This is a genomic window from Legionella stuttgartensis (genome assembly GCF_977063405.2).
Genome location: NZ_CDRUHA020000006.1, coordinates 1 through 23,562 on the forward strand (window position 1 = coordinate 1; position 23,562 = coordinate 23,562).

Below are 23,562 nucleotides of genomic sequence, written 5' to 3' on the forward strand. Positions count from 1 at the left end.
AAACGTTATTGAAAGTGATGAACTGCTGGGTGAATAGCCTTAGAAAGGCTTGAGCGTAATGCGGTGAAAGTCGCACGTTACGTTCTTAGGGGACGGGATCGGAGCAATTCGATCCTGTTACCCGACTAGAATCAGAAAATACAACTAGGCACAATTCTTGTGAAGTACTATTATTAGTATAGTTAGAATAATGGACTATGGAATAAATAAAGAGCGCATGCCTTTGCGCGTTTGTGAAGGAATAAATTAGCTATCTAAATAGGATAAAAAAATGAAACTATTTTTTCAAAAGGATGTGATAGTTGATCGTATAAAAAAATTAATACAATTACTCATCCGAATTAAAGATTTTGTATTAGAACCACCACCAGGTTATCTTGAATATCAAAAAGCCATTGCATCAAAAGATGAACACTTTAATTATATGGAAAATGAATATTTTAAACGGCATATTTTGCCTTATATTATTAAAGGTCATGGTGTAAATCAGAGCGATCATTCTTCCATTAATCATCAACAATTAGTTAGTAATCATTCACTAAATACCTTTAGAGTAAACCCAGTTACTGGGTTGCCTATGCTTGGTTCGTATGATGCTGGAGGGAGTCCATTTGGTTTTAATTTCAATCACTCCATGCATCATATTAATCATCATTCAAGTGTTAGCAATATGCATTCAAATAACCAATTTAATTCATTTGATTATTGGAATAGATAGTTAACAATTTAAAGTAAGTGGTGTAATGGTCTGCTGATCGATGCATTAAATGATGGTTCTAACAGTATTTGGATTAGGATATGAATATAAAAATAATTTTTAAACACACATTTTATTATTTAATTCCCTTATTCATTTTGTTGACGCTTATTATTTCTTCTTATAATGCGCACTATAAGGATACATCTGAAATTCCAGAGCTAATCTCGTTGAAGGAATTTAGCCTTATTGCCCAAGAGAGAGGAAATTTTCGGTTATCATTTTTAGATGCGCTTTATATTAACGTTTTTTATTTCATAGTACCGGCACGATTCATACCTAAAAAAGCCAGCCTGGAGCTATTAGAGCAGAAAAGTCAGGCTCTTGAATCTAATCAGTCTGGTGAGGGCGTTAATCAATGTGTACGAACTTAAAATATCACGTAATGTAACTATAAACAGCCGTTAAGCTTAAATCGAATATCGCAAATTATGCTGAGCAATTACCGATTAGGGTTTTTAAGCTGTATCCGCATAAACACTCAAATATAGCATCAATTTCTATTTGATTGGCGCTGTTTAAATATGTTTCAATTAAGTATTCAGATTGTTTGTTCGGATCTTCGTCATCCTCAAAAATGGCTTGAGTAATTTTTTCTATAATATTCATAGAACCGCCCCTTATGTAAAGGCCGTAATTGAAGTTTACGGCCTGTTTTAATTCGCTTAATCAATCGCTGCATAAATGTCCGCAGCTTCTTTGTGGTATTCAATGTAGTCTCGCAATAAATAGTATTGCTGGATTGTTTTATCTGATTTAGTTTTCCAACACAGTTGATTAAGAACACATAGGGTTGTAATGATTCCAGCGGCATCCGCGCTCACTTCTCCATCATATCCGTTGCCTTCCACATATATGGGGAGTGGCTCGTCCATGTCAGGAGCCAAGTAAAAACCACGATTGCTCAATTCATAAAAATGCCAATAGCCGCCTTCGTAAGTAGGGCACATCACTTTTAATGTGTTGTAAATGGCTTGTTCAGCTCTTATCATCATGGTGCCAAAATGCTTAGGTAAAAAAGAAAGGCGTTGCTTATCGCAAACTAATTTTGAAGTAATGATTGTTGTCATTTTTTATCCTTAATGTTTTCTATTATGTTCCTAAGTGAACAAATACATTATGGCAAACAATGGTGATTTTGTCAATAAAATACATCTTTTAAATTGACGTTATTTATTGCGTGAGGATGCTATTTCATTCCAAGATGTAATTTATTAGCTTCATTGGCATTGATTTGTTGCATTCTTGTTTTAAATTCAGACTCGCTAATCCTTTGACATTTATCTAGATCAAACCTGCTTATAGATGCAACAGGGTGAGGGGCGCTTTCCTTTTCCCAAGTGATTCGCACAAGGTATTCATTCTGCATTTTTATATAGATAATATGCGCATAAAAACTATTTCCTTTAAAAAGTCGCCTATGTTCAATCCAATCTTGAGAATTTTTTTCAATTGGCCAGCAAAGTGTTTGTATTTGATACTTTTTATAACGATTTTTTCCTTTGAATAGGTCATTTAAAAAGTTCTTAAGCCCTTGGTTTCTAAAGTAAGTATGTCCCTCATCACCATAATGTTTAAAAAATAGCTCGGAAAATCGCTCTAAAGGGCTTTTTTCGATAACAAAAAATATGGCCAAAGGAGAGGTTTAAGAATCAAATAGCGTTTGACATCAGGTCTTTTTAGCAACAAATCATTATTGTAATATATTTTTAAGCGTTGAAAACTGAGAAAGCTGTTGATGGAATAACTTAAGGTAATTAAACCACCAACTATATACACCATTATCAAAAATTCTTTTACACTTACATCCATTGCTTGCCACCATAATTTCTAAATCAAAAATCATTTAAATGAGGACTTTTAACGATCGGTTAATTATAACATTCTTATGGGTAATTGGCGTGTACTTTGATTCAGTTATGTTGCACATTCTGTTAAAATTACATCAATGACAATCAACCGTATTTGATTTTGAGCGCAATCGGGTTATAATGTAATTAACCATACCCGCCACGCCTCTTAACAATGCGGACCAGGGCGGGTTATTTATTTTATGCATTCAAAAAATGGTTTTTAATAAACCACCTCTTTCCATACCAGAACAAATACATCACTTACGACAAAAAGGGCTGTTGCTGGATAATGAGCAAGAAGCTAGTCAGTATTTGACGACCATTGGTTACTATCGTTTGATGATTTATTTTAAGCCTAATTAGCTCTGCGACAAGCTCTCACCAATTTAAACCCAACACACGATTTTCGGATTTTTAAATTTGTATGCATTTGATAGGGAGCTGCGCTTATTAGTTATCGATGCCCTAGAGCGAATAGAAGTGTCTTTTCGTACCGCTATATCAAATGCCATGAGTTTAAAGTATGGTGCACATTGGTATCTAAACATGGATTTATTTTCTTCGGCTGAGCAATATCAAATGTTTTTGGAGGAGGTTAAATCATATCTGAAAGTTCACACGAAGACTTTATTAAAACGTATTATGCTAAATATCATCATCCAGAACACCCGCCAAGCTGGATGGTCATGGAATGCATTTCTTTTGGTACAGTGTCCAAGCTCTATGCCAATATTAAAGATCGTACTGTAAGAAAAGAAATTGGTGATACTCTTGGACAATATAGTGAAATTATCAAATCATGGATGCGCTCATTGACTTATACCAGAAATTTATGTGCTCACCATTCTCGCTTATGGAATCGGTTTTTCGTCAATAAACCCAAGGTTTCAGAAATAACAATATCTTTTGAACATAACGAGAGTCCTTTCTATCTACAAGCTTATATTATTCATGAATGATTAAAAAACAGCTCGCCAGGCAATCATTGGCGCAAACAATTGTTTCTTCTTATGCAAAATCATCCTTCTATACCCTTTTCAAAAATGGGATTTTCTGAGCATTGGAAACAAGATGGCTTGTGGCTGTTGGAATAATAATCTCAATAAACCAATTCGATAACGCCTGATGGAAACATCTAATACCTTTTGTTACTGGGGTTATAGAGCATAACCCCAGTAACTCCGTTATTAATTTTTTATGTCTGCACTAGCTACATTGCCGGTTATAATACTTTGCTGCAATTGCGATGCGATATCATTCGGTAACTGCGGCAATAAGATTGTACTGGATTTGTTATGTGAGCCTATTTCTTTTAATGTATCAAAATATTGAGTAATCAATACCAAGTTCATTATATCTGCAGACGATACCCCGGGTACGGATTTTTGGAAATCTTCTACAGAATGGCTTAGCCCATCGATAATTGCTTTTCGTTGATTGGCTGTTCCTTCGCCTTGTAACCGCTTGCTTTCTGCTTCTGCCTCCGCCTTTTTGACTATCAATATTTTCTCTGCTTCTCCCTTGGCTTGAGCTGCAACTTGCAATCGTTGTTGTTCGTTAATTTCATTCATTGCATTTTTTACTTTCATTTCTAACTCTATGTTCGTTACTAATGCTTTGACAATTTCAAATCCAAAGTCTTGCATGGTCTCGCTTAAATGGCTTTTAACGGCATTAGCAATGCTGTCTTTTTTTTCAAAAATATCATCCAAGATCATAGTTGGTGTTTCAGAGCGAACGAGATCAAGAACATAGGCTGTAATTTGTTGAGAAGGGTCTTCCAATTTATAGTAAGCATCATAAACTCCGTCATCTTTGATGCGATATTGCACGGAAACTTGAATCTGGACAATCACATTATCTTTTGTCTTGGTTTCGACTTTGACATCTAATTGTTGAATTCGTAACGATAACTTACCGGCAATCCAATCAATAAAGGGTATTTTAAAATTAAGCCCCGCACGTGCAATAGAGTGATATTTTCCTAAGCGCTCAATAAGTGCAACTTCTTGTTGTTTGACAATAAACAGGCCTGTTAAAATAAAGATTAACAAGAGAACAGCGATACCAATTAATAGTTCAATCATCATTTATAGCTCCTTATTAGAAAAAAGAAATTCAGTAGTAACGGCAAGAATAGAAATGGCAATGCATATTCCAATTTTTCTCGCATGGATTCAAAAAGATCTTTTCTTGCTGCATTTGGCACATAGTAGGAATGGGATAATTTTAATACGAGCTTTTTATCTTTTTTATCTCTTAAAGTTACTTTAATGGGGTTATCTCCCCATGTTTCTGAATAAGTAAATTGATAGGGATGTGCGTTATTGGGTTTCATTTCATTAATATTTACCACATCAAAATCACTTATTGGTTTTGGGCTTTCATCTGAAAACCTGAGCTCATAAAGGATCTGTCTGCGTTTTACCTGAGGTAAGCCACCTTGAGCCAATAATTGATTATTGCGCTCGTATTCACTATACAGCTCGCCATCAGATGACTCAAAATTCGGTTCATTGTAAGAGAATGGATGCCCCTTCTGCGAAAATAAAATAGAGCCTGCAGCTAACCCAGTTAAAAATTTAGAATGTTTTACCGTAGGCGATATTCGCTGCGGTTTCGTCTTCCCATGGGTATGAGCTACTCTAAATGATTTAGAAGGCCCTGAATGAGCAGGATAGGATAAAAAAACCCCCATGAATAGGGTGAGGGCAAAAATCCTATTTATAGCAATTAAATAATTATGACTTCTTAATAACTCATGTGCGATTCCTTTGGGTAATTGTTCATCAAACCATTTCCAGAGTTCGAATCTATTCGTTCCTTTTGCAAAATGAAGAAAATCTTCTTCAATTTCATCCTCATCGTTTATTGATACATCCCCTAACTGCTCCCATAAATTTAAATAATCCATTGTGTTTTCTCCTAATAGGTGAGTAGGCTAGAAAAAATCCAGCCTACTTAATTGGATTACTCTTCTTCTTCGGTATAGTGCAACCCATCAATAAAGGCTTGAGCTACAGAAATGGCCTCTGATTCGGTATTTAAACCACAAAATCCTTGGACGGTATGGCCATCACAATCATCGATGCGAATATCCGCTATATAGCGTTCATCGGATTCTTGATAACTAATTTCTATTTCGTGTTCTTTATAACGAAGTGTTTTAATCACTCTAATCGGCTTTAAGAATAAATCGTCTGAAACGATTTCTAACACATCCCAATTAATGCCTATGGTGGCATCATGATTTTTTTTAAGATGTTGTAATACGATACTTGCTTGCTCTTTGCTAAGTAGTGGCCTCACATCCAACACATCTTCTATAGACCAAACGATGCTGATTTCTTGTACTAAACTATTTGTTCCGGCTGTTGATATATTGCTCATCAAAATCCCCCATTTTTTTATTAAACAGTTAATTAGTGGTAACTCCCTGCTTATGCAGGGAGCATTTTCGAAGTCTAATGATAAGAGGAATAATAAAGAGGGGCACCATCCCAAAGGCTGGCATGAGAGAAGGAGTTCATGCGTACTCTGCCTTGCGCGTTTGCTCTTTTTCTAAAGGGTTCATCAATAAAACAATTAGGTTTGGCTTTTGTTTTTCCGCAAAAAGCATCGTTTCTTTCAGTGATTTTTTCTTGTGCAATTTCTCTGAGTACTACAGTGGAAGTTCCAATTAGATCAATGACCTGATAAAAATCAATGTTAGTTTGTTCGTAACCCCACGAAGCATAGAGGATAGAACCGATTTGAAGAGGGTGTTTAATCATGATTTATTCCTTATTTTATCTATTATGTTCCTAAGTGAACATCTATAGTATGGCAGACCATAACAAAATAGTCAATATAATAGATGCATTTATTTTATCTTTTTTATAGATTTTATTTATTGACAAATTTGGTTCTTGTAAATAAACTAAGTAGTAGTGTCATTAGGACAATAAAAGAAAACGAGGTAATTATGATTCATCTAAATCAAACCAATGCACCACTTGAGCTGGCCTTTTCTTTAAACGATTTATTAAGAGCGTTAATGTTTACATTTTCATCTACCAGAAATCAGGATATTTCTTATTCCTATTGGAATAGGTTGTCCATTAGAGAAGCCATCGGCACTTATCTGGAATTAAATACCCTTGTTCATTACCCCCAGCTGTGCAATGCACTAAGGCGATTAGAGCGTTTAGATTATCAGGTAGAATTTTTTCTGGGGGATATTCCTGAGATGAATCAACAGGGTATTGAGGCGATGATTTATTCTTTAGAGACAATAAAAAATAAATTATTGGATGCACGAACTCAAAAAGCCATCCTTGATGCTCAATTTAATAACCTTATTTACCTGTACGGGCAAAATACAACAGTGCCTGTATTGCATGCTTTCAAACCTTATTATTCTTTGCGAAGAGCAACTTTCTATAGTCAGTACACTACACGTACCAGAAAAATAACTATTTCCGGTGTTCCTTATTTCATGCATTATCATGGCCATCGATTACAAAAACTAAGAAACTTTTATGAATTAAACGAACACCATTTATTAGATCGATATTTTGATGCAACAAAACAGGATACAACAGCAATAACTCCAGTAATGAAAACCTATTTATTGGGAGGATTCATTAATACGTCCATGTTTGCATTTCGTTCTAAATACGATTACAAACAATCTGGTAAAAATACTACATTCATTTGACAACAAACAAAACGTACACGCGATTTAACGATGCAAAAGACTGTGCATTGCAATACTGCAACAACTCATCACTTATTTTATTAGAGGCTTCTTAATGAAAAAATTATTGCGATTCGAAGTGAAACAAAATTTGCGTAGACCCTCAAGGGTTTACGTCAAATCAACGGATGGTAAGAACATTTATGGTTCTTTTCATATGAATGAGCCGGATTTATTCGATGGTTGGAATAATCTTTCAATTAATCAAACAATTGAATTAAAACAGTTCATGCAAAATCTTAAGGCCATTCATCAGCACTTGCATCCTTCACCAACAAGCACGTTGCTCGATTTGCGTTTTCGATTACCGTATGAATTTATCGAAGTTTTGGAGCAGATTGAAATTATTTGTGACGAGCAAAAAGTGGAGTTAAACATCTTTGAACCTATGGTTAGCAGTATGATACAGCAAATTAAGATTGCGGTAGGGAAGCTATCAGGTTCCAGCAAAGAACATGCTTTAACGTTACTGAATCAAGTAAACCTTGCCGAATATAAAAAGCAAGATTTTAGTAATCAAATAAAATCAATTTTTTCAGAATTACAAGCCGTTGTTAATCGTTCTGAGAAATTGCATCACAAAGCAATAACCTTATTTGATAAAGATAAAAGCTATTCTCCTATGGCTGTTAAAGGCATGGCTAGCGGAGAAACAACCCCCTCAAAATGGCTTGTGGCCTGTGCAGTTGAAGTATTGCTCAATGAAAAAAACGATATTCTTTTTAAAATTCTCACCGAGGATGATGTGTTTATGTTATGGGCTAAACAATTGCTCGATCAAGGGCATAATCCAGAGGAGATCATACATAAAATAGATGCACTCAATAAAAATGAGTTAATTAATAAGATTAAATGTTATAAAAAATAATATGATAAAATGGTAACCATTTGCATAGATGGTTTTTAGAAGAGAGGTATTGATAGTGTTCTTAACATCTACTAACGGTTATATCATTGTTCTGGGGCTTGTGCTTACGTGGTGCATTCTATTTTCTATTTTCAATGAAAAATCATCGCGGCGTTTGGGTATAAAGCTAGGGATCTTGGTGCTGTTTTTATCTCCATTCATTGCTAAATTGAGTTATGATTTCTATGCGACTGCTTCACGGCAATTGTTTCTTATGGGTGCCAATGGTGAAATTCAATTAGCGTACTCACCATTAAAAGTGCCAAAGACCCAAAATAACCATTATTGCGATCGCTTTACAGATAGCAAAGGTAATTTATTAAACCGCTCTACAATAGGTGATAAGCATCTATTTTGTGGTGTCTTTTGGAATATGGGGAAACATGATGTAGTGTTTTTGCCTTACAAACTTTTGGGAAATAATAAAGCCATCTACTGGGCTTCACCAGAGCTAAAAATTATCGGTCCAATGCCTGAAGACCTTTCAGCAAAAGGAAAAACAAACAATATCGCTCCAGTTTCATCAGAAAAACCCAATAGAATTTATGTAGAAGCAGGTAAAACGGCGCACATTATAGTTACAAAACAATTTAAGCTTCCATCTGATAAGGTTCACAAAGAAAAAACAGTATCTCCTGGAACAGTTTTATCAGGAGTTACGCTAGATCCATTTGACGCATCAGAAAAACTGGGACATGGACGTTTTAAATTATTCATTGGAAATACATCTTGTATCGCCTCGTCAGATACACATATTATACCTGATTACGATACTGCAACTGCTATAGCTAACATCATCAGCTTAAGTTGTTTTAATGATGAGAAACATGCGATTCCAATACAAGCAATAGCAACTGTTTCTGGAAGAGCACTATATCCTAAAGAATAAGAGGTGAGTTGAAACGCAGTTCACACCTGCCTCAAAAAGGAAACTATTATTATGCGCATCCATTTAAAAACACTAATACACTCTTTATCGTTTTTACTGTTAGTTTTGTCTTATTTGTCGCTTTCATTTGAAACCGCTCTAAAATCAGGGGTATTCTCTTCTTATAGCGATTTATTTATCCCAATAACCCATTCTTTTTACTGGCTAAGGTTTGCTTTGCTGCTAGCGCCTGCGCTTGTTTTGATTATTCTTTCTTCCGTTAAAATGAAGAATTATGAGTCTATTTTAAAAGGATTTTTCCTTTTTACATCCCCCGTTATTATAAGTAATAATCTCAGTTTATTTTCAGCTCCTAATGCAATTCCCCATCTAAATCAGCCTCAACAATTTATACAGCTTTATTATTATGTCTCATGGATCAAATCCATAACTTGGTTGGGAATTATTCTATTAGGCTTGATTTGGATTTTTCAAAAGAAACCACAACCAGTTGAGACACAAACCCATTTGCATTCATTATTATTGCTAAATAAATAGCTTACAAATCTTCAATAACTCTCTATATAAAGTCACCTCTGGATGGCTTTCGTTTAGTTATAAACCATTAAAATCAAGAAATCTCTTACGAGAATTTGCGCCATTTTGAGTGTGCCAATTTAGAGTTATGAGCTATGATTGAATCAGTACGAGGAAAGACAGCGGATGTCCTATAGGGATTATTTGAAAGCATCATGGATGATGCATTGCCACAAGGAGGTGGCCTGTCTCCTCGGAACACTCTTAAACTTACCCTCACTTTTTTAAATCCATAACCTTATTTTTTGACCCAGAAGACGATCAAAAATTTCTTGAAAAACCCAAACGCTCAATTTTGTACAAGCCCAATAAATTTTAAATCAGGAATCACGGCAAATTATTTATGAATTATGGTCACACTTGGTGGTGAATATAGGTAAATAATTAATAACCTCAATTCAATTGATACAAAGTATCAATTGATATAAAATGATACTTTGTATCAATTTGCTCTATAAATAAAAATGCTTCTTAAAAATAAAAAATCCTATAATCATCTATTAATTGAATTAAAGAAAAAAGAAAACATTACTGCTGAAAAACTTGCCGAACTAGCCAATGTAAGTGTTGCGACACTCAATTCATGGCTTGCAAATCCAAACACAAAAAAATGGAGGCGATTAGATAAGGATCGCTATTACTATATAAAAGCTAAGTTATATTTTAGTTCACAAAATAGTTTTGATAAAAAAGATAATATTAGAACTTTTCTACATCATATTGACATAGCTTTAAACATAGCCCATAAGAGCGCTGTTACAGGCCAATCAATTCCAAAGGAAGAGTTACAATTTATAAAACAGGCTAAAGAGATGAATCAATTAATAGTAAGTTCAATATTCGATTTAATACCCACTGATGAGGAAGAAAAAAATCTTATTAAATCTCTTATGGAAGAACATGATTCAGAACAAATTTCTGCAGAAGAAGAGTTTTATCTTGAATTCCTTGCTTCCATTAATAAAAAAGAAGTATTGGAATTACATTATCAAGAAAAACAATCTCCTTTTATAATCGCCAAAACATTAAAGTTTCCCACACGATTGATAGAACGACTCATCCGTGAAGATGAAGAAGAAAATATTAAAACCTTAGAGCTAATGAGAACCCACGCAATTTCTTAATTTGAAAATTATGTCTGTATTCAATTATTTGTAGTTGTCATTTGCGGTGACTAGCAGTAGAATATTATTATAAATCAAATAGTTAGGTCTGATTATCACGATTACTAGACTTAAGGAAAATAATCAGACCTTCTTTTTATACATTTTATAATGGTGGCTAGTATTTAATTTTTATTCGATTCATCTGAATTTGATTTATTAACAAGATATACTTTCGTTACTTGTGATTTTGGCCATAAGAGACCACACCGAAAATAAAGCACGTCATCTCGCTCAATACTATCAGCACCACCCTGAGGGCAAGTTAATTTAATCAGCTCAAACATCTTCTCTTTTGATTCTAAAGAAATCGTTTTACTTACTAAAAAATCGGGGTATAGATTCGTATTAAAAAATACCAATCGCTCAATTGCCGCCAAGAAACCCCAAAGCAGAAGCAAGCCAATGAGAATAATGACACTTAAGTCTTTAATAATTGGTTTCATTTATTTCCTATTTAGAAGAACTCTATTTCATCACACCAGACCATTAAGATTTGTTAAAAGTTGGTATTATTCTTTTCATATACTCATCAAACAAAGGTACGGTAAAAGCCATTTCTCCATGACTAGGGCTATAGATCATACCTTTCTTAATCAATCTATCTCTTACGGGACCTAAGCTTGATACACTTTTTCCTAATATCTCTGCAATATCTCCAGTTCTTTTTGGTCCAGCCCCAATTTCAGCCATACCTCTAAGATAGTTTTGTTCACTAGGAGTTAACCGATCAAACCTGACTCGAAAAAAATTCTCATCTAATCGTCTAATTACCAAAGAAGTTGCATCCTTCACATCTTGGAGATCTATTGGAGAATCTTTGGCATAATTCCAAGATTGATAACCCCACTCCTGTAAAAAATAGGGATACCCTTTTGTTAACTCATATATTTCTTTTAAGGCCTCCACTGTAAATTCTACATCAACCTCATTTACCGGATCCTGAAGAGCTTTATTTGCATCTACCTCTGACAATGGTCCTATATTGGGAAATTGAAAAAGACGTTCGGCATATGATTTTGAATCACCAGCTAAAGCGGGTAAAATTGGAAGCCCGGCACCGATCAAAATCAATGGCAATCTTTTCTGTTGCATTTTATGCATTGCCATTATTAAAGCGCTAATTTCATTAATACTAAAATACTGAATTTCATCTATAAGAATAGCAACAGCTGCGCCCCTTTCCTCAGCGGCTTCTGCAAGGGCTACAAAAAGATTCGGTAGATCCACTTCTATGTCACCGCTATCTGCGGCACCTAACTCGGGATCTATACCTAATCCAAACTCAACATCACCAACTTTAATTTTTATTGTACTTATAAAACTCTTTAGAACACCGAGGCCTCTACGAACTTTATCTCCTACCCCAGATAGTCTATCTAGATCAAACAGTAGACGTTTTAAATGTGGAATCAATAATGCACCTAAGGACTTCCCTTCATGTGCCTCTATTAAAATAGTTTTATACCCTGCTGTCTCCGCCTGTCTTTCAATTTCGTTAAGTAATACGGTTTTACCAACCCCTCGAAGCCCTGTTAACAAAAAGCTTTTTTCTGAGCGTTTCTTTAAAATGCGCTGTAATAATATATTACTTTGGCTAAGGATTTCTTCACGACCAACAAGTTCCGGTGGTGGTGATCCTGCCCCAGGAGAAAATGGATTTTTAATGGGATTCATAATATTTATATCAAAATATATGTATCTATAACCAAGTATACACATTTTTTGTTATAGATACATATATATTGTTATATTTTAGGTAAGCATGAATTTCAAAACTATACTTATCCATCTTTTTACAAGGTAGTTAGAAAGTTTATAAAATGGGGTTTTGCGAATATTACTGTTATGAGGATAAATAAATTTGTTTTTCAAGTAGTTCAGTTTTCTGCTTAAAGTCTACTTTTCGTGAATCAAACCCTTAAAAATTCACCTGAATCTTTCATAAAGTGCCTTGCATAATTATCGAATAAAAAAGTTGTTTAATACATTTTGAAAATCTCTTAGTGAGATTAAAATGTTAGAAAAATTTTGGACTTAATTATGACTGGACGTACACAACCCACTTTAAAAGAGTTTCAACAATGTCTTGATTTTTTAAACAGAGCAAGAAAACAACGAAAAATTATTCAAATTAATTTTACTATTGGTTTTTTTGTATCTCTGGGCGCTCTTTACTTGGGTTTATATGAGCCTTTCATGAATTATACTTCCCAGAAGTTCGATAAGCGTGAGAAAAAGTATCGTGAAGAATTAGAAAATATGGAATTAAGAATACAGCAGCTTAATGCTGAGATAAGTGATTTGGATGATGTTATAAAGAGAAATCTACATAAAATTTTGCAAGGATTCACCAAACAGCAAAGCCGTACAACAGAAGAAATAAACACCCATTATAGTAGCTTATTTTTTGATAAAAAAATTTCGTATGAAGAGTCTGATAATGGGATAGCACAACAAAGGCGTCAATTTGTCTGGGGTGATCACCCGAACAGGATTTTTATGGATATGGCTGAAGTAGAGCAATCTGTTAAAAAAGAAGACTATTCTTTTGCTCTGTTTGATGGGCGGTATGAGATACGGCGCCAAAGATGTGATAATAACCGTTTGATGAACAAGTATAATTCGTTAGGTATGCTGGCTTTAATAATTATAAGTCTTTTTCTTTTTTATTCGTTCTGTGCAGCCATAAAAAACACTATAAAATTTCCTTATTCAGAAAACTGTACCCGCTCTCTGCAATATATAGCTACACATCTTGGTTTTAAAATGCCCATTCAATATATAAAAGAAGAGGAATTCATTAAAGCATTAGAAGAAAAAATTAAAATATTAACAGCAATTGAGCCTGATGTTGAAAACCAAATTACTAATGAACACTTTATATAGTCAGTTTCACATTATCAAAGTATCTTGGCTGCACCACCTGTTTGATGATGATGAAAATAAATTGTCTCACCAGTGGTGAGACAATTTAACTGTAATAAGTTATTGATCTCATAAAATTTTTAAAAAACTTAGAGGAGTAATGTTCACTCTTCCGTTAAATTCAACTATTAAGGTCTGATGACAGTAATCAGACCTTAATCAATTGATTTTTGGTTCTTATACTGCCATCTTGCCCTGCGTTCATTTGTTTATTTTAGATTTGCTCAAGTAAATTAGGATTGTTAATAAGTTTATCTTTGTCAACGCGAGATAACTTTTTAATATAACGCTCTACTTGCATTGCTTTTAATTTGCCCTCTTTAATTTCCCAGGACTGAGCGATTTTTATGGGCTTAAAACTTCTCGTGTATTTACAACGACCTGTACCTTCAACATGCGACGTGTATCTCTTTTCTAGATCATTCGTATAACCTGTATAATAGGTATGGTTTTCGCAAAGTAAAATATATACCCAGTATGATACATTGCTCATTTTTCGATATCCTAATTCTGCTACTAATCTACAGAGATATCCTACCTTCATTTCTAAAATCATACACTAGAGTTAAGCAGCTCTAACCTCAACTTGCATATGTATACCGTCATGTTCGAGAGAGTCTTGAAACGCTAATGCTATAAAATGCTCTGGTGAATAACCAAGGATTTCAGCGAATTGTTTGGCTTTTTTTGCACTCACAATCTTTCTATCATGCTCTAAATCACATAAATATTGTTTAGAAACACCAAGACGTTGAGCAAAATCTATCTGACTCTCCTCCTCTCCTTGACGAATAGCACGAATAGCCTTTCCTAAGGACATACGCCCTATTAATTTCTCTAAATACTTTCTTGCATTAGTACTCATGTTTATTCACCTCAACTATAGAAATAATTATAATTTCCTTTTGTTCATTTTCAATGTATATCGCTCGATATGCCTTATTTAATCTAATTGAACGTTGTCCTTGGCGATCTCCTTTTAATGGTTCATCATGAAACCCAGGTATTGTTCTTATTTTTTGAATACCTAATCGCTCAGCCGAATCAACCCATAACAGCAACTTCTCTTTAATATATTGTGGTATTTTTGTTAAATCTTTCTGAGCGCCTTTAGTTAGCTCGATTTGACAAGGTTTTATCAATTTAAAATGCCTATATTATTATTTATATAAATAGTACACCAATTTAGTGTACTTGTCAATTGAACCCAACTCTAATGTAATTCACAATTGCTACTTAAAACTACACTATCAAAAAACTTAAAAAACACATCCTCTTATATACAAAAGAGGACCTGTTCAATGCTGACAAGGGTTTTTGCGATTGGACAATTTTTGCTAATCGCTTATTTTTGCCAAGAGTGCCTAATTTAGTTAATATATTAATAAATCAGGAATGAGTGAGTTTTTATGCCACGAGAAGGTAAAGCACGTGTTTTAAATGAGGCGGAATTTAAACGGTTACTTATCGTGGCTAAAAATGGATCAATGGGCACGCGAAATGTCGCCATGGTGTATTGTTCGTTTGGTTTAGGACTGCGCGTCAAAGAAATCGCGTCTCTTTGTATCGCCGATGTGGCTAACCCTCATTATCAATTGCTGGATGAAATTTGTTTAAAACGGTCAATGACCAAAGGTGAAAAACAACGCTATGCTTATTTAACCAATAAAAAATTGTGTGAAGCGCTGCAAACACACCTTAACGACTTAAAGCCTCTCTCTCGTGATAAACCTCTTTTTCAAACTCAACGCAAAAGTCGGTTTACGCCGAATGCTTTACAAAAATGGTTTAAGTCACTCTATGACCAGGCCGGTATCGTGGGTGCAAGCTCTCACTCAGGTCGTCGCACGTTTATCACCCGCCTCATTGAACAAGGAGCAGACATCAAAGCCGTATCACGCTTGGCTGGCCATGCGAGCATTGTAACCACGGCGATTTATGTCGAAGATAATCCTGATCGGCTGAAGAGAATTGCTAACCTGGCGCTTTTTTAATGTTAATGCTGACTTGGTTCGCCACCCTACCTTTTCTACATCTTATTAATTTTTCCACTTGCTCTGGGCAAATGGTGCGATTTGAAAAAGAGACACGATATTATGAACTTCATCTGCAGCAAGATTTACTCAAGGACTGGATAATCGTGGCTATCAATGGCCGAAAGCAATCGAAACTTGGTCAAAGTCGCACGATTGCTTTTCCAAATTACGAAGAAGCATTTGATCGATTCTGCACGATGATCAAAATGCGTTACCAGCGAGGCTATTGTGTGACAGCCTATTTCAGCAAACCTAATTTCATTTATTTGCTCTCCATATCGACTATTACTGAACTCCCAACTTCCTCAACAAAAAGACATAAATCTTTAATAATAAAACAGCGACCACAACTCAGTACCAATCCACTTGGACATCCAACTCAGCAACAGATTTCGTTCTTTTTTTAAGCAAAATAACTCATTTAATGTGCAATCGCTTTAAAAACAAAATTTAAGGTCATTTTTAGACGATACAATAAGAATATATCGTATGATATTAAGAAGCAGTCGATCGCGCCTCATACGTAAAATATAAAGGTCATTTTTTCTTGACTAAGAAACAATAACTCATTACAGGGGTATGGGGAGTAATGAAACGACTAACCGACTTAAGGAAAATTTTATAGGAAATACTGATAATCAACGCCAGATTTTTCAGCAATAATCTTAACTTTGTTTTTCCAATTGGACGTGTTCCATTTTCCATGGAGGATAAGTTTGCTTGGGTTGTGCCGATTAATTTGGCAAACTCAGTTTGATTCAACCCCTCCCGAATACGAATCCCTTTCAATAAAGCACCGGCCTTACCATAACGTTCTGTTAAATTTTTAAAAGCTTCATCTGCGGGAATTGCCTCGATACTTGTCTGATGTAATAAATATTCAAATTCATTTTGAAGTTCTCTAATAAATGATAAATCATCTATCTCTATTTTTTAGATAGAATCTCTTAAATTCAGAAAGATCTTCTTTGATTTTCGCTTTTATTGCATCTTTTTCAGTAAGGGGCATTTTCGTGTGGTCCCAACATAATATATCTCTATCATTTGAGTATCTTCAAAAACTTTCCAACAACATACATAGGTAGGATTTCCTTTCTGAAGATGACAGTGGCGCCAATCATCACTTTTTCTCTGACTTTTCAATCCTTTGAATTTTTTATGGTTAGGCCATTGAATACCCGGATCACCACCTTTATTTTTTAAGTCTTTGACTAATAAGAGCAAAACAAACTGTAGATCCTCAAAGTATTTTAATTGAGCATAAATATTTTTTATAGTGTTTTAAACGTGTCTTGCATCAATATCGAAAATAATTGATTAGCTATTTTGATTTATATTCATATTCTTAGATATTTAAATTAACTAAAATGTTGCCCGAAAATAGCTCCGACGTACATACTAAGCCATTATGACAAAAATGGAATTATGCTATTAAAGATTGGGTATGTAAAAGTTTTATGACAAAATAGTAAAAGAACATGGGTAAGAATAAGGATAGGAATCACATGAACGATATTATGTCATTTAAAATAAAAAAAATACTCCTTCTTAAAATTATTTTTGCGGCAATTTTTTCCTGCACGACACTCAATGCCTATGCTGGCATGCAATCCTATCACCTCCAATACCACAAGAATTCCAAAATAAACAATGTGTCCTTATTCAATGCTGAAGTATTAATAGAGTTCCACCGTGGTGGCAATTCACTGGGAAGACTTTTGACAAAAACGAATGATGCTCAAGACATCACCATCGACAACACCTATGGGAGCAATTTGGTTATTCACGTGCTATTCATCAATAAAGAGGGAAAAAGGCTAAGATGCTGGGGGGTATCTACTGCTAAAACAAATACCATTGAGATTCAGTGTGATAAAGTAGTTTTGTTGAAAAAGATAAAGGGAGAGACTGGAGAGTCCACTGACTCCACTAATTAAACGACTATGAACGATCAGATTAACAACTATTGACACAGAGAACCACATCGCAGGACACTCTATCCTACATTATTAAGGAAATAAACAAAAATGACTAATAAAATTCGTGGTAAAGTCAAATGGTTTAATAAAGACAAGGGATTTGGTTTTATTGAAAGCAGTGGTAAAGACTACTTTGTCCACTTTAGTTCGATTCAAAGCAGCGGCTTTAAAACACTTCCTGATGGTGCAACTGTTCTTTTTAAAATGGGAAAAGGACAGAAAGGACCTCAGGCCGAGGAAGTAGAAGTTATCAAATAAATGACCACCATTAGGTCTAGGCAAGACCATTAACTGATGACAATAACACTTATTTTTTTACTGTTTAAAACCATCAAGGAGGAAAGAAGTGAATCAACGAGTTGCTTTAGTCACAGGGGGCACTGGTGGTATTGGTACTGCCATATGCCAGGAAATGCAAAAGTTAGATTATCAAGTTATTGCCTGCTATTTTAAACAGGGCAATCATGACTTGGCGAAAGAGTGGCAGAAAAAACAAGCCATGCAAGGCTTTGATATCGACATTGTCTACGCCGATATTTCTTCTTTCAATGATTGTGAGAAAGTGACGGAACTGGTCATCGAAAAATACGGCAAAATCGATATTCTAGTGAACAATGCCGGTGTGACGAACGATGCCACTTTGAAAAAGATGACCCAAGAACAATGGCAGGGTGTCATCAATGCCAATTTGAATAGTGTCTTTAATATGACGAAAACTGTGTTATCTAGCATGTTGGACAATAATTATGGACGTATCATCATCATTTCTTCTGTTAATGGACGCAAAGGTCAATTCGGCCAGTGTAATTACGCCGCCACAAAATCTGCATTATACGGTTTTACTAAAAGTCTGGCACAAGAAGTCGCAAAGAAAGGCATTACGGTGAATACTGTCTCCCCTGGCTATATTAATACCGAGATGCTCGCCTCTCTGAGGGACGACATTTTAGAAGCAATTGTTGCCCAAATTCCTGTGGGACGATTAGGCAAACCTCAGGAAATTGCTCGTATTGTTGCTTTCCTTGCAGATGAGCAAAGTGGTTTTATTACCGGTGCCAATTTTGATGTCAATGGTGGGCAATACATGTAACTCACTCGAAAGGCCATTGAGCGTTTTTATTGTTCAAGAAGAGGGTTCTATTTCTGAAGCACATAAGTTCCTGGTGCCGCTGGCAGTGAGGGATTCATGACCGGTGGCGCAATGTGTTTTTTAGCGTTTTGCTGGACTAGCCACGCATGCCATGCTTGCCACCAGGAGTCCTCTCGCTTCTCTGCCATCGTAAGCCAGCTTTCAGGATTTAAGTAAGCCTCGCCTTGTTTCTGCTCATGAACACGATAAGAGCGTCCTGGGTGACCCGGCTCACTGATGATGCCCGCATTATGCCCACCACCAGTGAGAACAAAGGTCACATCCCCTTTTGTCATAAGATGGATTTTATAGACGGATTGCCAGGGTGCTACATGGTCTTTTTCAGTACTCACCGCAAAAACAGGCCACTTGATGTTCTCAGCAGCCACCGGCTTTCCTTCTACGGTGTAACGCCCTTCGGCAAAATCATTCCTTAAGAAGAGTTTTTCAAGGTATTCACTGTGCATTTTATAAGGCATTCGTGTGGCATCCGCATTCCAAGCGGTTAAATCAATCATCCCGCGCCGCATACCATGCATGTAGTCTTGAACCATTTTGGACCATATTAAGTCATAGGCGCGCAGCATCTGAAAAGAACCAGCCATTTGCTTGGTATCCAGATACCCTTGTTCCTTCATCATACTTTTAAGAAAATCCACTTGACTTTCTGTCACAAAAAGCATTAATTCCCCGGCTTCAGTGAAATCTCCTTGGGCGGCTAAAAGTGTCAAGCTGTTTAAACGTTCATCTTTGTCTCTTCCCATCGCGGATGCGGTAATCATAGCCAAGGTGCCACCTAAACAATACCCCATCAGATTGATTTTGGTTTCTGGCAAAAGGGTCGATACTGTATCAATAGCAGCCATAGCTCCTTGCCTATAATAATCATCCATCCCTAAATCACGGTCCTCTTTGTCAGGATTGCGCCAAGAAATGATAAATACGGTATGTCCCTGACTTACGAGCCACTTCACTAAGGAATTATGCGGCGATAAATCGAGAATATAATATTTCATAATCCAGGCGGGAACGATTAAGATAGGCTCTTTATACACCGTCTTAGTTTGAGATTCGTATTGAATGAGCTCAATCAAATGATTTTGAAACACGACTCGTCCTGGTGTAATGGCCACGTGTTGACCTGGGATAAAATGTTCAGAGCCCGTAGGCGGTACACCCGCTAGCTTTTCTAACCAATCTTCGAATGCGATTTGGCTGCCTTCAATGAGATTAAATCCTCCGGTGCGCATAGTTTCATGGAACAAATCAGGATTAGACCAAGCAAAATTGGAAGGGGACAGAGCATCAAGGCATTGACGTGTCCAGAATGAAACGGTACGTTCCACATGGTTGGGCAATCCTGGCACGTCCGTTGTGGCGCGTCGCCACCAATCCTCCATCTGCAAAAATCCTTCGGCAAATAAACGCCAAGGCATAGGCTGCCAACTGTCCTTTTTAAAACGCACGTCTTTACCACCAGCAGCACGCTCGACGCAAATGATATTATTAACGCAATCCTTGGCATGAAAAACTGGATAAAAAGCAAGTTCCCACAAAACCCCAGGGGATTGGGCCAATTGCCAAAGCCAGGTGGAGTAGGAAGAACCGAGGGCAGCAGGACTTATTCCTGCCGTCCATTTAGCCAAGTTAGCGTGCATTAATTGAGTTAAAAAAGGAAAAAAGCTATCGAGAGTACTCCTATCAGCAGGTGCACAACAAGAGAGATTCACCTCTTCTTGCAATTCTTGGTTCCGAGTGAGTATCCTTTCCTTAGGACAGCATTGTTTTTCTAGTCCCTTCATGAATGACATCCCTGGCATTACGCCCTATAATCAACAAGATATAATACAGAATAGCACAAAATTTAACCCATCAATAATACCACTTAGGAGTCGCTCTTTAAGGAATAAAAAGTGAAAAAATGCCATCTTGTAGATTTCCTATGACAGACAGCGTTTCTATTTTTTTCCTATAAAAAATACCCAATATTGTCTTTGGGCTCAATCACTCACTATTTCGTAGCCCAATTGGTGTTGCTTCTCGATGGGGAATGAAACAAGGCGAAACTACATTTCTTTGCAGTTCCTTCCAGCGATAAATTGTGTCATTTGTCCCACGGTTAAAGGTTTACTGCTGTAATAGCCTTGTACTTCTAAGCAGTGACTTGACCGTAAAAAATTGAGTTGTTCTTCTGTTTCTACACCACCCACCACCACATTCAATCCTAACTCTTTCGACAAAGCAATCGTCGATTTGATAATTAAATTGTCATTTTCTCTGAGATGAGTATCTTCAATGAAGGTTTGTTTCAATTTGATGGATTGGACTGGGGAATTTTTTAAGTGAGATAAAAAGGAATAGCCTGATCCAAAATTATCAAAAGCAAGTTTTACCCCCATAGTACGAAGTGCACTTAATGTGTCCTCAATCTTTCCCAAAAAATCGACCACAGTTGCTTCAGTAATTTCAAGCTCTAACAAATAGGATGGCATTTGATATTCTTGTAAAATTTGCTTAACAAAGAAAAGAAATCCTTTGTGTTGAAATTGACTCAGAGAAATATTAATTGCTAAGGTGTCATTGAACGCGTCATATTTCTTTTTCCAATCCATGTACTGCCTGCAGGCTGTTCGTATGACCCATTCACCAATCGGAATAATCAAGTTAAAATGTTCTGCAACAGAAAGGAATTCATCAGGAAAAACAATACCCCGCTTGGGATGTTGCCAACGTAATAAAACCTCCATCCCAATCATAGAATTCATTTTTAAATCAACGCGGGGCTGATAAACGAGAAAAAATTCTTGTCGCTCCAAGGCAAGATGCAACTCGGTTCCCATTCCTAAACGTTTTGAATATTGCTTTCTAAGGGATGGGGTAAAGATTTGGAAGTTATTGCGACCACATTCCTTGGCATTGTATAGAGCGATATCCGCATTCTTACGTAGCGTCATGGAATCATCACCTGCATCAGGAAAATAAGCGATCCCTATACTTATTCCAATAATAACTGTATTGCCCTTGATAAGGAATGGCTTATCAATTCTTTGAAGCATATTATTGGCCACTAATTTTGCCTGTTGCGGGTTATCAATTTCTGTCAGAATCACGGCAAACTCATCTCCTCCTAATCGAGCCACACCATCTTCTTCACGAATACTTGCTCGGAGACGCTTTGCTACTTCACGTAATAGACTATCACCAACATCATGGCCGAAGCGATCATTCACATTTTTAAAAAAATCCAGATCAATGCTTAACAGAGCCAGATGACGACCATATCTTTTTGACCTGGCAATCTCACGTTTTAAATCCAGTTCAAACTGCAATCGATTGGGTAATCGACTTAATACATCAAAATGCGCTAGTTTCGATAATTTTTTTTGTGTTCTCTCTAAGTCTTTTAGCGTCTTTATCAATTCAGAATTCTTTTTTTCCAAATCCTGGTTTAGTAAATGTAGTTCCCTTGTCTTATTTTCCAACAATAATTCAGCTTTCTCGCGAGCTTTTCTTTCGCGATAATAGGAACGCTCAAATAATGTTTTTTTATCATCACTCAAAGGTAATCTCCAAACGACAATGATCATCTTTTTTTAACATGCAGTGCGTCTGATTGATTATAATGTTCTTTTTAAAATGTTGAGCTGCCCCTTGGATGAGACCAATGGCAAAATGACAGAGTCTTCTGTGGGATCGATACAACATAACCAGTTGGTTTGAAGCCGGCTCTTCATAGCGAATGGTAGGTAATGTTTCATCCGGGTATAACTTTTCCACTTCCACATGAATGGTTCCATCAATACTTTTTAAAAACTCTTTTAATGTCATGTCCTGTTTTAAAAAAAATGAATACTTACTCGATAAGATAGGAAACATGTATTCACCAAAGGACTCTAAAAAAACAGAAGCTTGCTGATTTGTCTTCTTCGCTGTGGCCTGAATTAATTGTAGGAATTCTATATCGGAATAAGTACCGCCTGCTGTGTAACTCCCACCGCTAGGAAGGTCCAGCGAGGTGACTAATTCATCCCATAGTTCTATTCCATATTTTTCTATAATCATGTCATTTAAGGAGGTAAAAACGATGCCCTTCATTTATGGTCTCCAGCATAAAAATAATCTTTAAATCCCTTTTAATTAAGTAGAATGTCATTTCTCAATACTAAAATTGGTTTACTTACAGATAAAAATTCCGTGCGTTCTTACTCAATTTAACTAAAGACTCTATCCCTCTCTAATTCCTGATCACTCTTCACTGAGCCAGGTATTATTTTCTTCTTCTAATCGTATCAATATAGTTCAAATAACTATTGTTTACAGGGTTAAAAATTAACAAGATAGAAATTTATTTTTACCATTTCCTAAAAAACCAAAAAATGATAGACATACCGTGTGGCTATATATGAAGCATAGCACATATGCTTCTTGAATGAAAAAACAAACCGACTTAATTCTGCTAGGCAAACAAATTCGCAAAATTAGAAAAGAGAAAGGTTTTTCTCAAGAGGGTTTTGCCAATTTCATCGAAATGAATCGGGGTTACTACGGGACTGTGGAACGTGGCGAAGCCAATATAACCATTTTAAATCTTCTAAAAATTCTTAAAG

General features: G+C 35.9%; 30 protein-coding genes and 1 pseudogene. 15 read left to right on the top strand and 16 right to left on the bottom strand.

Annotated elements, in window-relative coordinates; all coding sequences use genetic code 11:
* Positions 1-271: 271 nt before the first annotated feature.
* Positions 272-718, top strand: a complete 447-nt coding sequence (locus ACWTEW_RS01780; protein ID WP_454783509.1) for a hypothetical protein — start codon at positions 272-274, stop codon at positions 716-718.
* An 80-nt stretch (positions 719-798) separates the two neighbouring features.
* Complete coding sequence (locus tag ACWTEW_RS01785; RefSeq protein WP_454783510.1) at positions 799-1,131, top strand: hypothetical protein; 333 nt, start codon at positions 799-801, stop codon at positions 1,129-1,131.
* A gap of 55 nt (positions 1,132-1,186) precedes the next feature.
* Here ACWTEW_RS01785 and ACWTEW_RS01790 read toward each other — a convergent pair whose 3' ends face one another.
* The 3 genes from ACWTEW_RS01790 to ACWTEW_RS01800 all read right to left on the bottom strand — a co-directional run bounded on the left by ACWTEW_RS01790 (position 1,187) and on the right by ACWTEW_RS01800 (position 2,393).
* Complete coding sequence (locus ACWTEW_RS01790) at positions 1,187-1,366, bottom strand: hypothetical protein (protein ID WP_454783511.1); 180 nt, start codon at positions 1,364-1,366, stop codon at positions 1,187-1,189.
* Between the two features lie 56 nt (positions 1,367-1,422).
* Positions 1,423-1,827 carry an antirestriction protein gene (locus ACWTEW_RS01795; protein ID WP_454783512.1) on the bottom strand — a complete coding sequence of 135 codons (405 nt, stop codon included), beginning with the start codon at positions 1,825-1,827 and terminating at the stop codon, positions 1,423-1,425.
* A gap of 119 nt (positions 1,828-1,946) precedes the next feature.
* The gene (locus tag ACWTEW_RS01800; protein ID WP_454783513.1) at positions 1,947-2,393 is read right to left on the bottom strand and encodes a hypothetical protein; all 447 of its coding nucleotides are present in this window, start codon (positions 2,391-2,393) and stop codon (positions 1,947-1,949) included.
* Between the two features lie 637 nt (positions 2,394-3,030).
* On the opposite strand from ACWTEW_RS01800, the pseudogene ACWTEW_RS01805 reads away from it, so the two are divergent.
* Positions 3,031-3,569, top strand: a pseudogene (locus tag ACWTEW_RS01805) (Abi family protein).
* A gap of 228 nt (positions 3,570-3,797) precedes the next feature.
* Here the strand turns inward: ACWTEW_RS01805 and ACWTEW_RS01810 are convergent.
* The 4 genes from ACWTEW_RS01810 to ACWTEW_RS01825 form a co-directional block, all read right to left on the bottom strand.
* Positions 3,798-4,700 (bottom strand): SPFH domain-containing protein, encoded by a 903-nt coding sequence (locus ACWTEW_RS01810; protein WP_454783514.1) that lies wholly within the window; start codon positions 4,698-4,700, stop codon positions 3,798-3,800.
* Positions 4,697-5,524, bottom strand: a complete 828-nt coding sequence (locus ACWTEW_RS01815; protein ID WP_454783515.1) for a hypothetical protein — start codon at positions 5,522-5,524, stop codon at positions 4,697-4,699. The genes ACWTEW_RS01810 and ACWTEW_RS01815 overlap by 4 nt, the downstream gene beginning before the upstream one ends.
* A 56-nt stretch (positions 5,525-5,580) precedes the next feature.
* Positions 5,581-6,000: a hypothetical protein gene (locus ACWTEW_RS01820; protein WP_454783516.1), complete on the bottom strand. Its 420-nt coding sequence runs from the start codon at positions 5,998-6,000 to the stop codon at positions 5,581-5,583.
* Positions 6,001-6,074: 74 nt separating this feature from the next.
* Positions 6,075-6,383: a hypothetical protein gene (locus ACWTEW_RS01825; protein ID WP_454783517.1), complete on the bottom strand. Its 309-nt coding sequence runs from the start codon at positions 6,381-6,383 to the stop codon at positions 6,075-6,077.
* Positions 6,384-6,574: 191 nt separating this feature from the next.
* On the opposite strand from ACWTEW_RS01825, the gene ACWTEW_RS01830 reads away from it, so the two are divergent.
* The 5 genes from ACWTEW_RS01830 to ACWTEW_RS01850 all read left to right on the top strand — a co-directional run bounded on the left by ACWTEW_RS01830 (position 6,575) and on the right by ACWTEW_RS01850 (position 10,844).
* The gene (locus ACWTEW_RS01830) at positions 6,575-7,309 is read left to right on the top strand and encodes a hypothetical protein (protein WP_454783518.1); all 735 of its coding nucleotides are present in this window, start codon (positions 6,575-6,577) and stop codon (positions 7,307-7,309) included.
* A gap of 94 nt (positions 7,310-7,403) precedes the next feature.
* Positions 7,404-8,216: a hypothetical protein gene (locus ACWTEW_RS01835; protein WP_454783519.1), complete on the top strand. Its 813-nt coding sequence runs from the start codon at positions 7,404-7,406 to the stop codon at positions 8,214-8,216.
* A 55-nt stretch (positions 8,217-8,271) separates the two neighbouring features.
* Complete coding sequence (locus ACWTEW_RS01840) at positions 8,272-9,144, top strand: hypothetical protein (protein WP_454783520.1); 873 nt, start codon at positions 8,272-8,274, stop codon at positions 9,142-9,144.
* A gap of 51 nt (positions 9,145-9,195) precedes the next feature.
* Positions 9,196-9,681, top strand: a complete 486-nt coding sequence (locus tag ACWTEW_RS01845; protein WP_454783521.1) for a hypothetical protein — start codon at positions 9,196-9,198, stop codon at positions 9,679-9,681.
* 503 nt (positions 9,682-10,184) lie between these two features.
* The gene (locus ACWTEW_RS01850; RefSeq protein WP_454783522.1) at positions 10,185-10,844 is read left to right on the top strand and encodes a hypothetical protein; all 660 of its coding nucleotides are present in this window, start codon (positions 10,185-10,187) and stop codon (positions 10,842-10,844) included.
* Positions 10,845-11,008: 164 nt separating this feature from the next.
* On the opposite strand, the gene ACWTEW_RS01855 is transcribed toward ACWTEW_RS01850, so the two are convergent.
* Entirely contained in the window at positions 11,009-11,329 is a 321-nt protein-coding gene (locus ACWTEW_RS01855) for a hypothetical protein (protein ID WP_454783523.1), read from the bottom strand.
* Between the two features lie 43 nt (positions 11,330-11,372).
* The gene (locus ACWTEW_RS01860; protein WP_454783524.1) at positions 11,373-12,605 is read right to left on the bottom strand and encodes an AAA family ATPase; all 1,233 of its coding nucleotides are present in this window, start codon (positions 12,603-12,605) and stop codon (positions 11,373-11,375) included.
* Between the two features lie 309 nt (positions 12,606-12,914).
* Here ACWTEW_RS01860 and ACWTEW_RS01865 point away from each other — a divergent pair, with 309 nt between their 5' ends.
* A complete protein-coding gene (locus ACWTEW_RS01865; RefSeq protein WP_454783525.1) occupies positions 12,915-13,772 on the top strand; it encodes a hypothetical protein in 858 nt (285 codons plus the stop codon).
* A gap of 253 nt (positions 13,773-14,025) precedes the next feature.
* Here the strand turns inward: ACWTEW_RS01865 and ACWTEW_RS01870 are convergent, their stop codons facing one another.
* The 3 genes from ACWTEW_RS01870 to ACWTEW_RS01880 all read right to left on the bottom strand — a co-directional run bounded on the left by ACWTEW_RS01870 (position 14,026) and on the right by ACWTEW_RS01880 (position 14,953).
* The gene (locus tag ACWTEW_RS01870) at positions 14,026-14,304 is read right to left on the bottom strand and encodes a GIY-YIG nuclease family protein (RefSeq protein WP_454783526.1); all 279 of its coding nucleotides are present in this window, start codon (positions 14,302-14,304) and stop codon (positions 14,026-14,028) included.
* A gap of 72 nt (positions 14,305-14,376) precedes the next feature.
* On the bottom strand, positions 14,377-14,676 hold the full coding sequence (locus ACWTEW_RS01875) for a helix-turn-helix domain-containing protein (RefSeq protein ID WP_454783527.1): 300 nt from the start codon (positions 14,674-14,676) through the stop codon (positions 14,377-14,379).
* On the bottom strand, positions 14,666-14,953 hold the full coding sequence (locus ACWTEW_RS01880) for a type II toxin-antitoxin system mRNA interferase toxin, RelE/StbE family (RefSeq protein ID WP_454783528.1): 288 nt from the start codon (positions 14,951-14,953) through the stop codon (positions 14,666-14,668). The genes ACWTEW_RS01875 and ACWTEW_RS01880 overlap by 11 nt, the downstream gene beginning before the upstream one ends.
* Before the next feature lie 267 nt (positions 14,954-15,220).
* Between ACWTEW_RS01880 and ACWTEW_RS01885 the strand changes: the two genes are divergently transcribed.
* Together ACWTEW_RS01885 and ACWTEW_RS01890 are read left to right on the top strand one after the other, a co-directional pair.
* Positions 15,221-15,805: a tyrosine-type recombinase/integrase gene (locus ACWTEW_RS01885; protein WP_454783529.1), complete on the top strand. Its 585-nt coding sequence runs from the start codon at positions 15,221-15,223 to the stop codon at positions 15,803-15,805.
* On the top strand, positions 15,805-16,254 hold the full coding sequence (locus ACWTEW_RS01890; RefSeq protein ID WP_454783530.1) for a hypothetical protein: 450 nt from the start codon (positions 15,805-15,807) through the stop codon (positions 16,252-16,254). The genes ACWTEW_RS01885 and ACWTEW_RS01890 overlap by 1 nt, the downstream gene beginning before the upstream one ends.
* A 130-nt stretch (positions 16,255-16,384) precedes the next feature.
* Here ACWTEW_RS01890 and ACWTEW_RS01895 read toward each other — a convergent pair whose 3' ends face one another.
* Positions 16,385-16,636 carry a helix-turn-helix domain-containing protein gene (locus ACWTEW_RS01895; protein ID WP_454783531.1) on the bottom strand — a complete coding sequence of 84 codons (252 nt, stop codon included), beginning with the start codon at positions 16,634-16,636 and terminating at the stop codon, positions 16,385-16,387.
* Between the two features lie 716 nt (positions 16,637-17,352).
* On the opposite strand from ACWTEW_RS01895, the gene ACWTEW_RS01900 reads away from it, so the two are divergent.
* The 3 genes from ACWTEW_RS01900 (at position 17,353) to phbB (ending at position 18,916) form a co-directional block, all read left to right on the top strand.
* Positions 17,353-17,784 (top strand): hypothetical protein, encoded by a 432-nt coding sequence (locus tag ACWTEW_RS01900; protein WP_454783532.1) that lies wholly within the window; start codon positions 17,353-17,355, stop codon positions 17,782-17,784.
* 90 nt (positions 17,785-17,874) lie between these two features.
* Positions 17,875-18,084: a cold-shock protein gene (locus tag ACWTEW_RS01905; protein WP_454783533.1), complete on the top strand. Its 210-nt coding sequence runs from the start codon at positions 17,875-17,877 to the stop codon at positions 18,082-18,084.
* 88 nt (positions 18,085-18,172) lie between these two features.
* Positions 18,173-18,916 (top strand): acetoacetyl-CoA reductase, encoded by a 744-nt coding sequence (phbB, locus tag ACWTEW_RS01910; RefSeq protein WP_454783534.1) that lies wholly within the window; start codon positions 18,173-18,175, stop codon positions 18,914-18,916.
* A gap of 47 nt (positions 18,917-18,963) precedes the next feature.
* Here the strand turns inward: phbB and ACWTEW_RS01915 are convergent, their stop codons facing one another.
* The 3 genes from ACWTEW_RS01915 to ACWTEW_RS01925 form a co-directional block, all read right to left on the bottom strand.
* A complete protein-coding gene (locus tag ACWTEW_RS01915; RefSeq protein WP_454783535.1) occupies positions 18,964-20,757 on the bottom strand; it encodes a PHA/PHB synthase family protein in 1,794 nt (597 codons plus the stop codon).
* A 264-nt stretch (positions 20,758-21,021) separates the two neighbouring features.
* Positions 21,022-22,542, bottom strand: a complete 1,521-nt coding sequence (locus ACWTEW_RS01920; protein ID WP_454783536.1) for a putative bifunctional diguanylate cyclase/phosphodiesterase — start codon at positions 22,540-22,542, stop codon at positions 21,022-21,024.
* Positions 22,508-23,050: a heme NO-binding domain-containing protein gene (locus tag ACWTEW_RS01925; RefSeq protein WP_454783537.1), complete on the bottom strand. Its 543-nt coding sequence runs from the start codon at positions 23,048-23,050 to the stop codon at positions 22,508-22,510. Before ACWTEW_RS01925 ends, ACWTEW_RS01920 begins: the two co-directional genes overlap by 35 nt.
* A 334-nt stretch (positions 23,051-23,384) precedes the next feature.
* Here ACWTEW_RS01925 and ACWTEW_RS01930 point away from each other — a divergent pair.
* Positions 23,385-23,562 (top strand): helix-turn-helix domain-containing protein (locus ACWTEW_RS01930; RefSeq protein WP_454783538.1); only part of this gene is annotated, 178 nt, incomplete at its 3' end.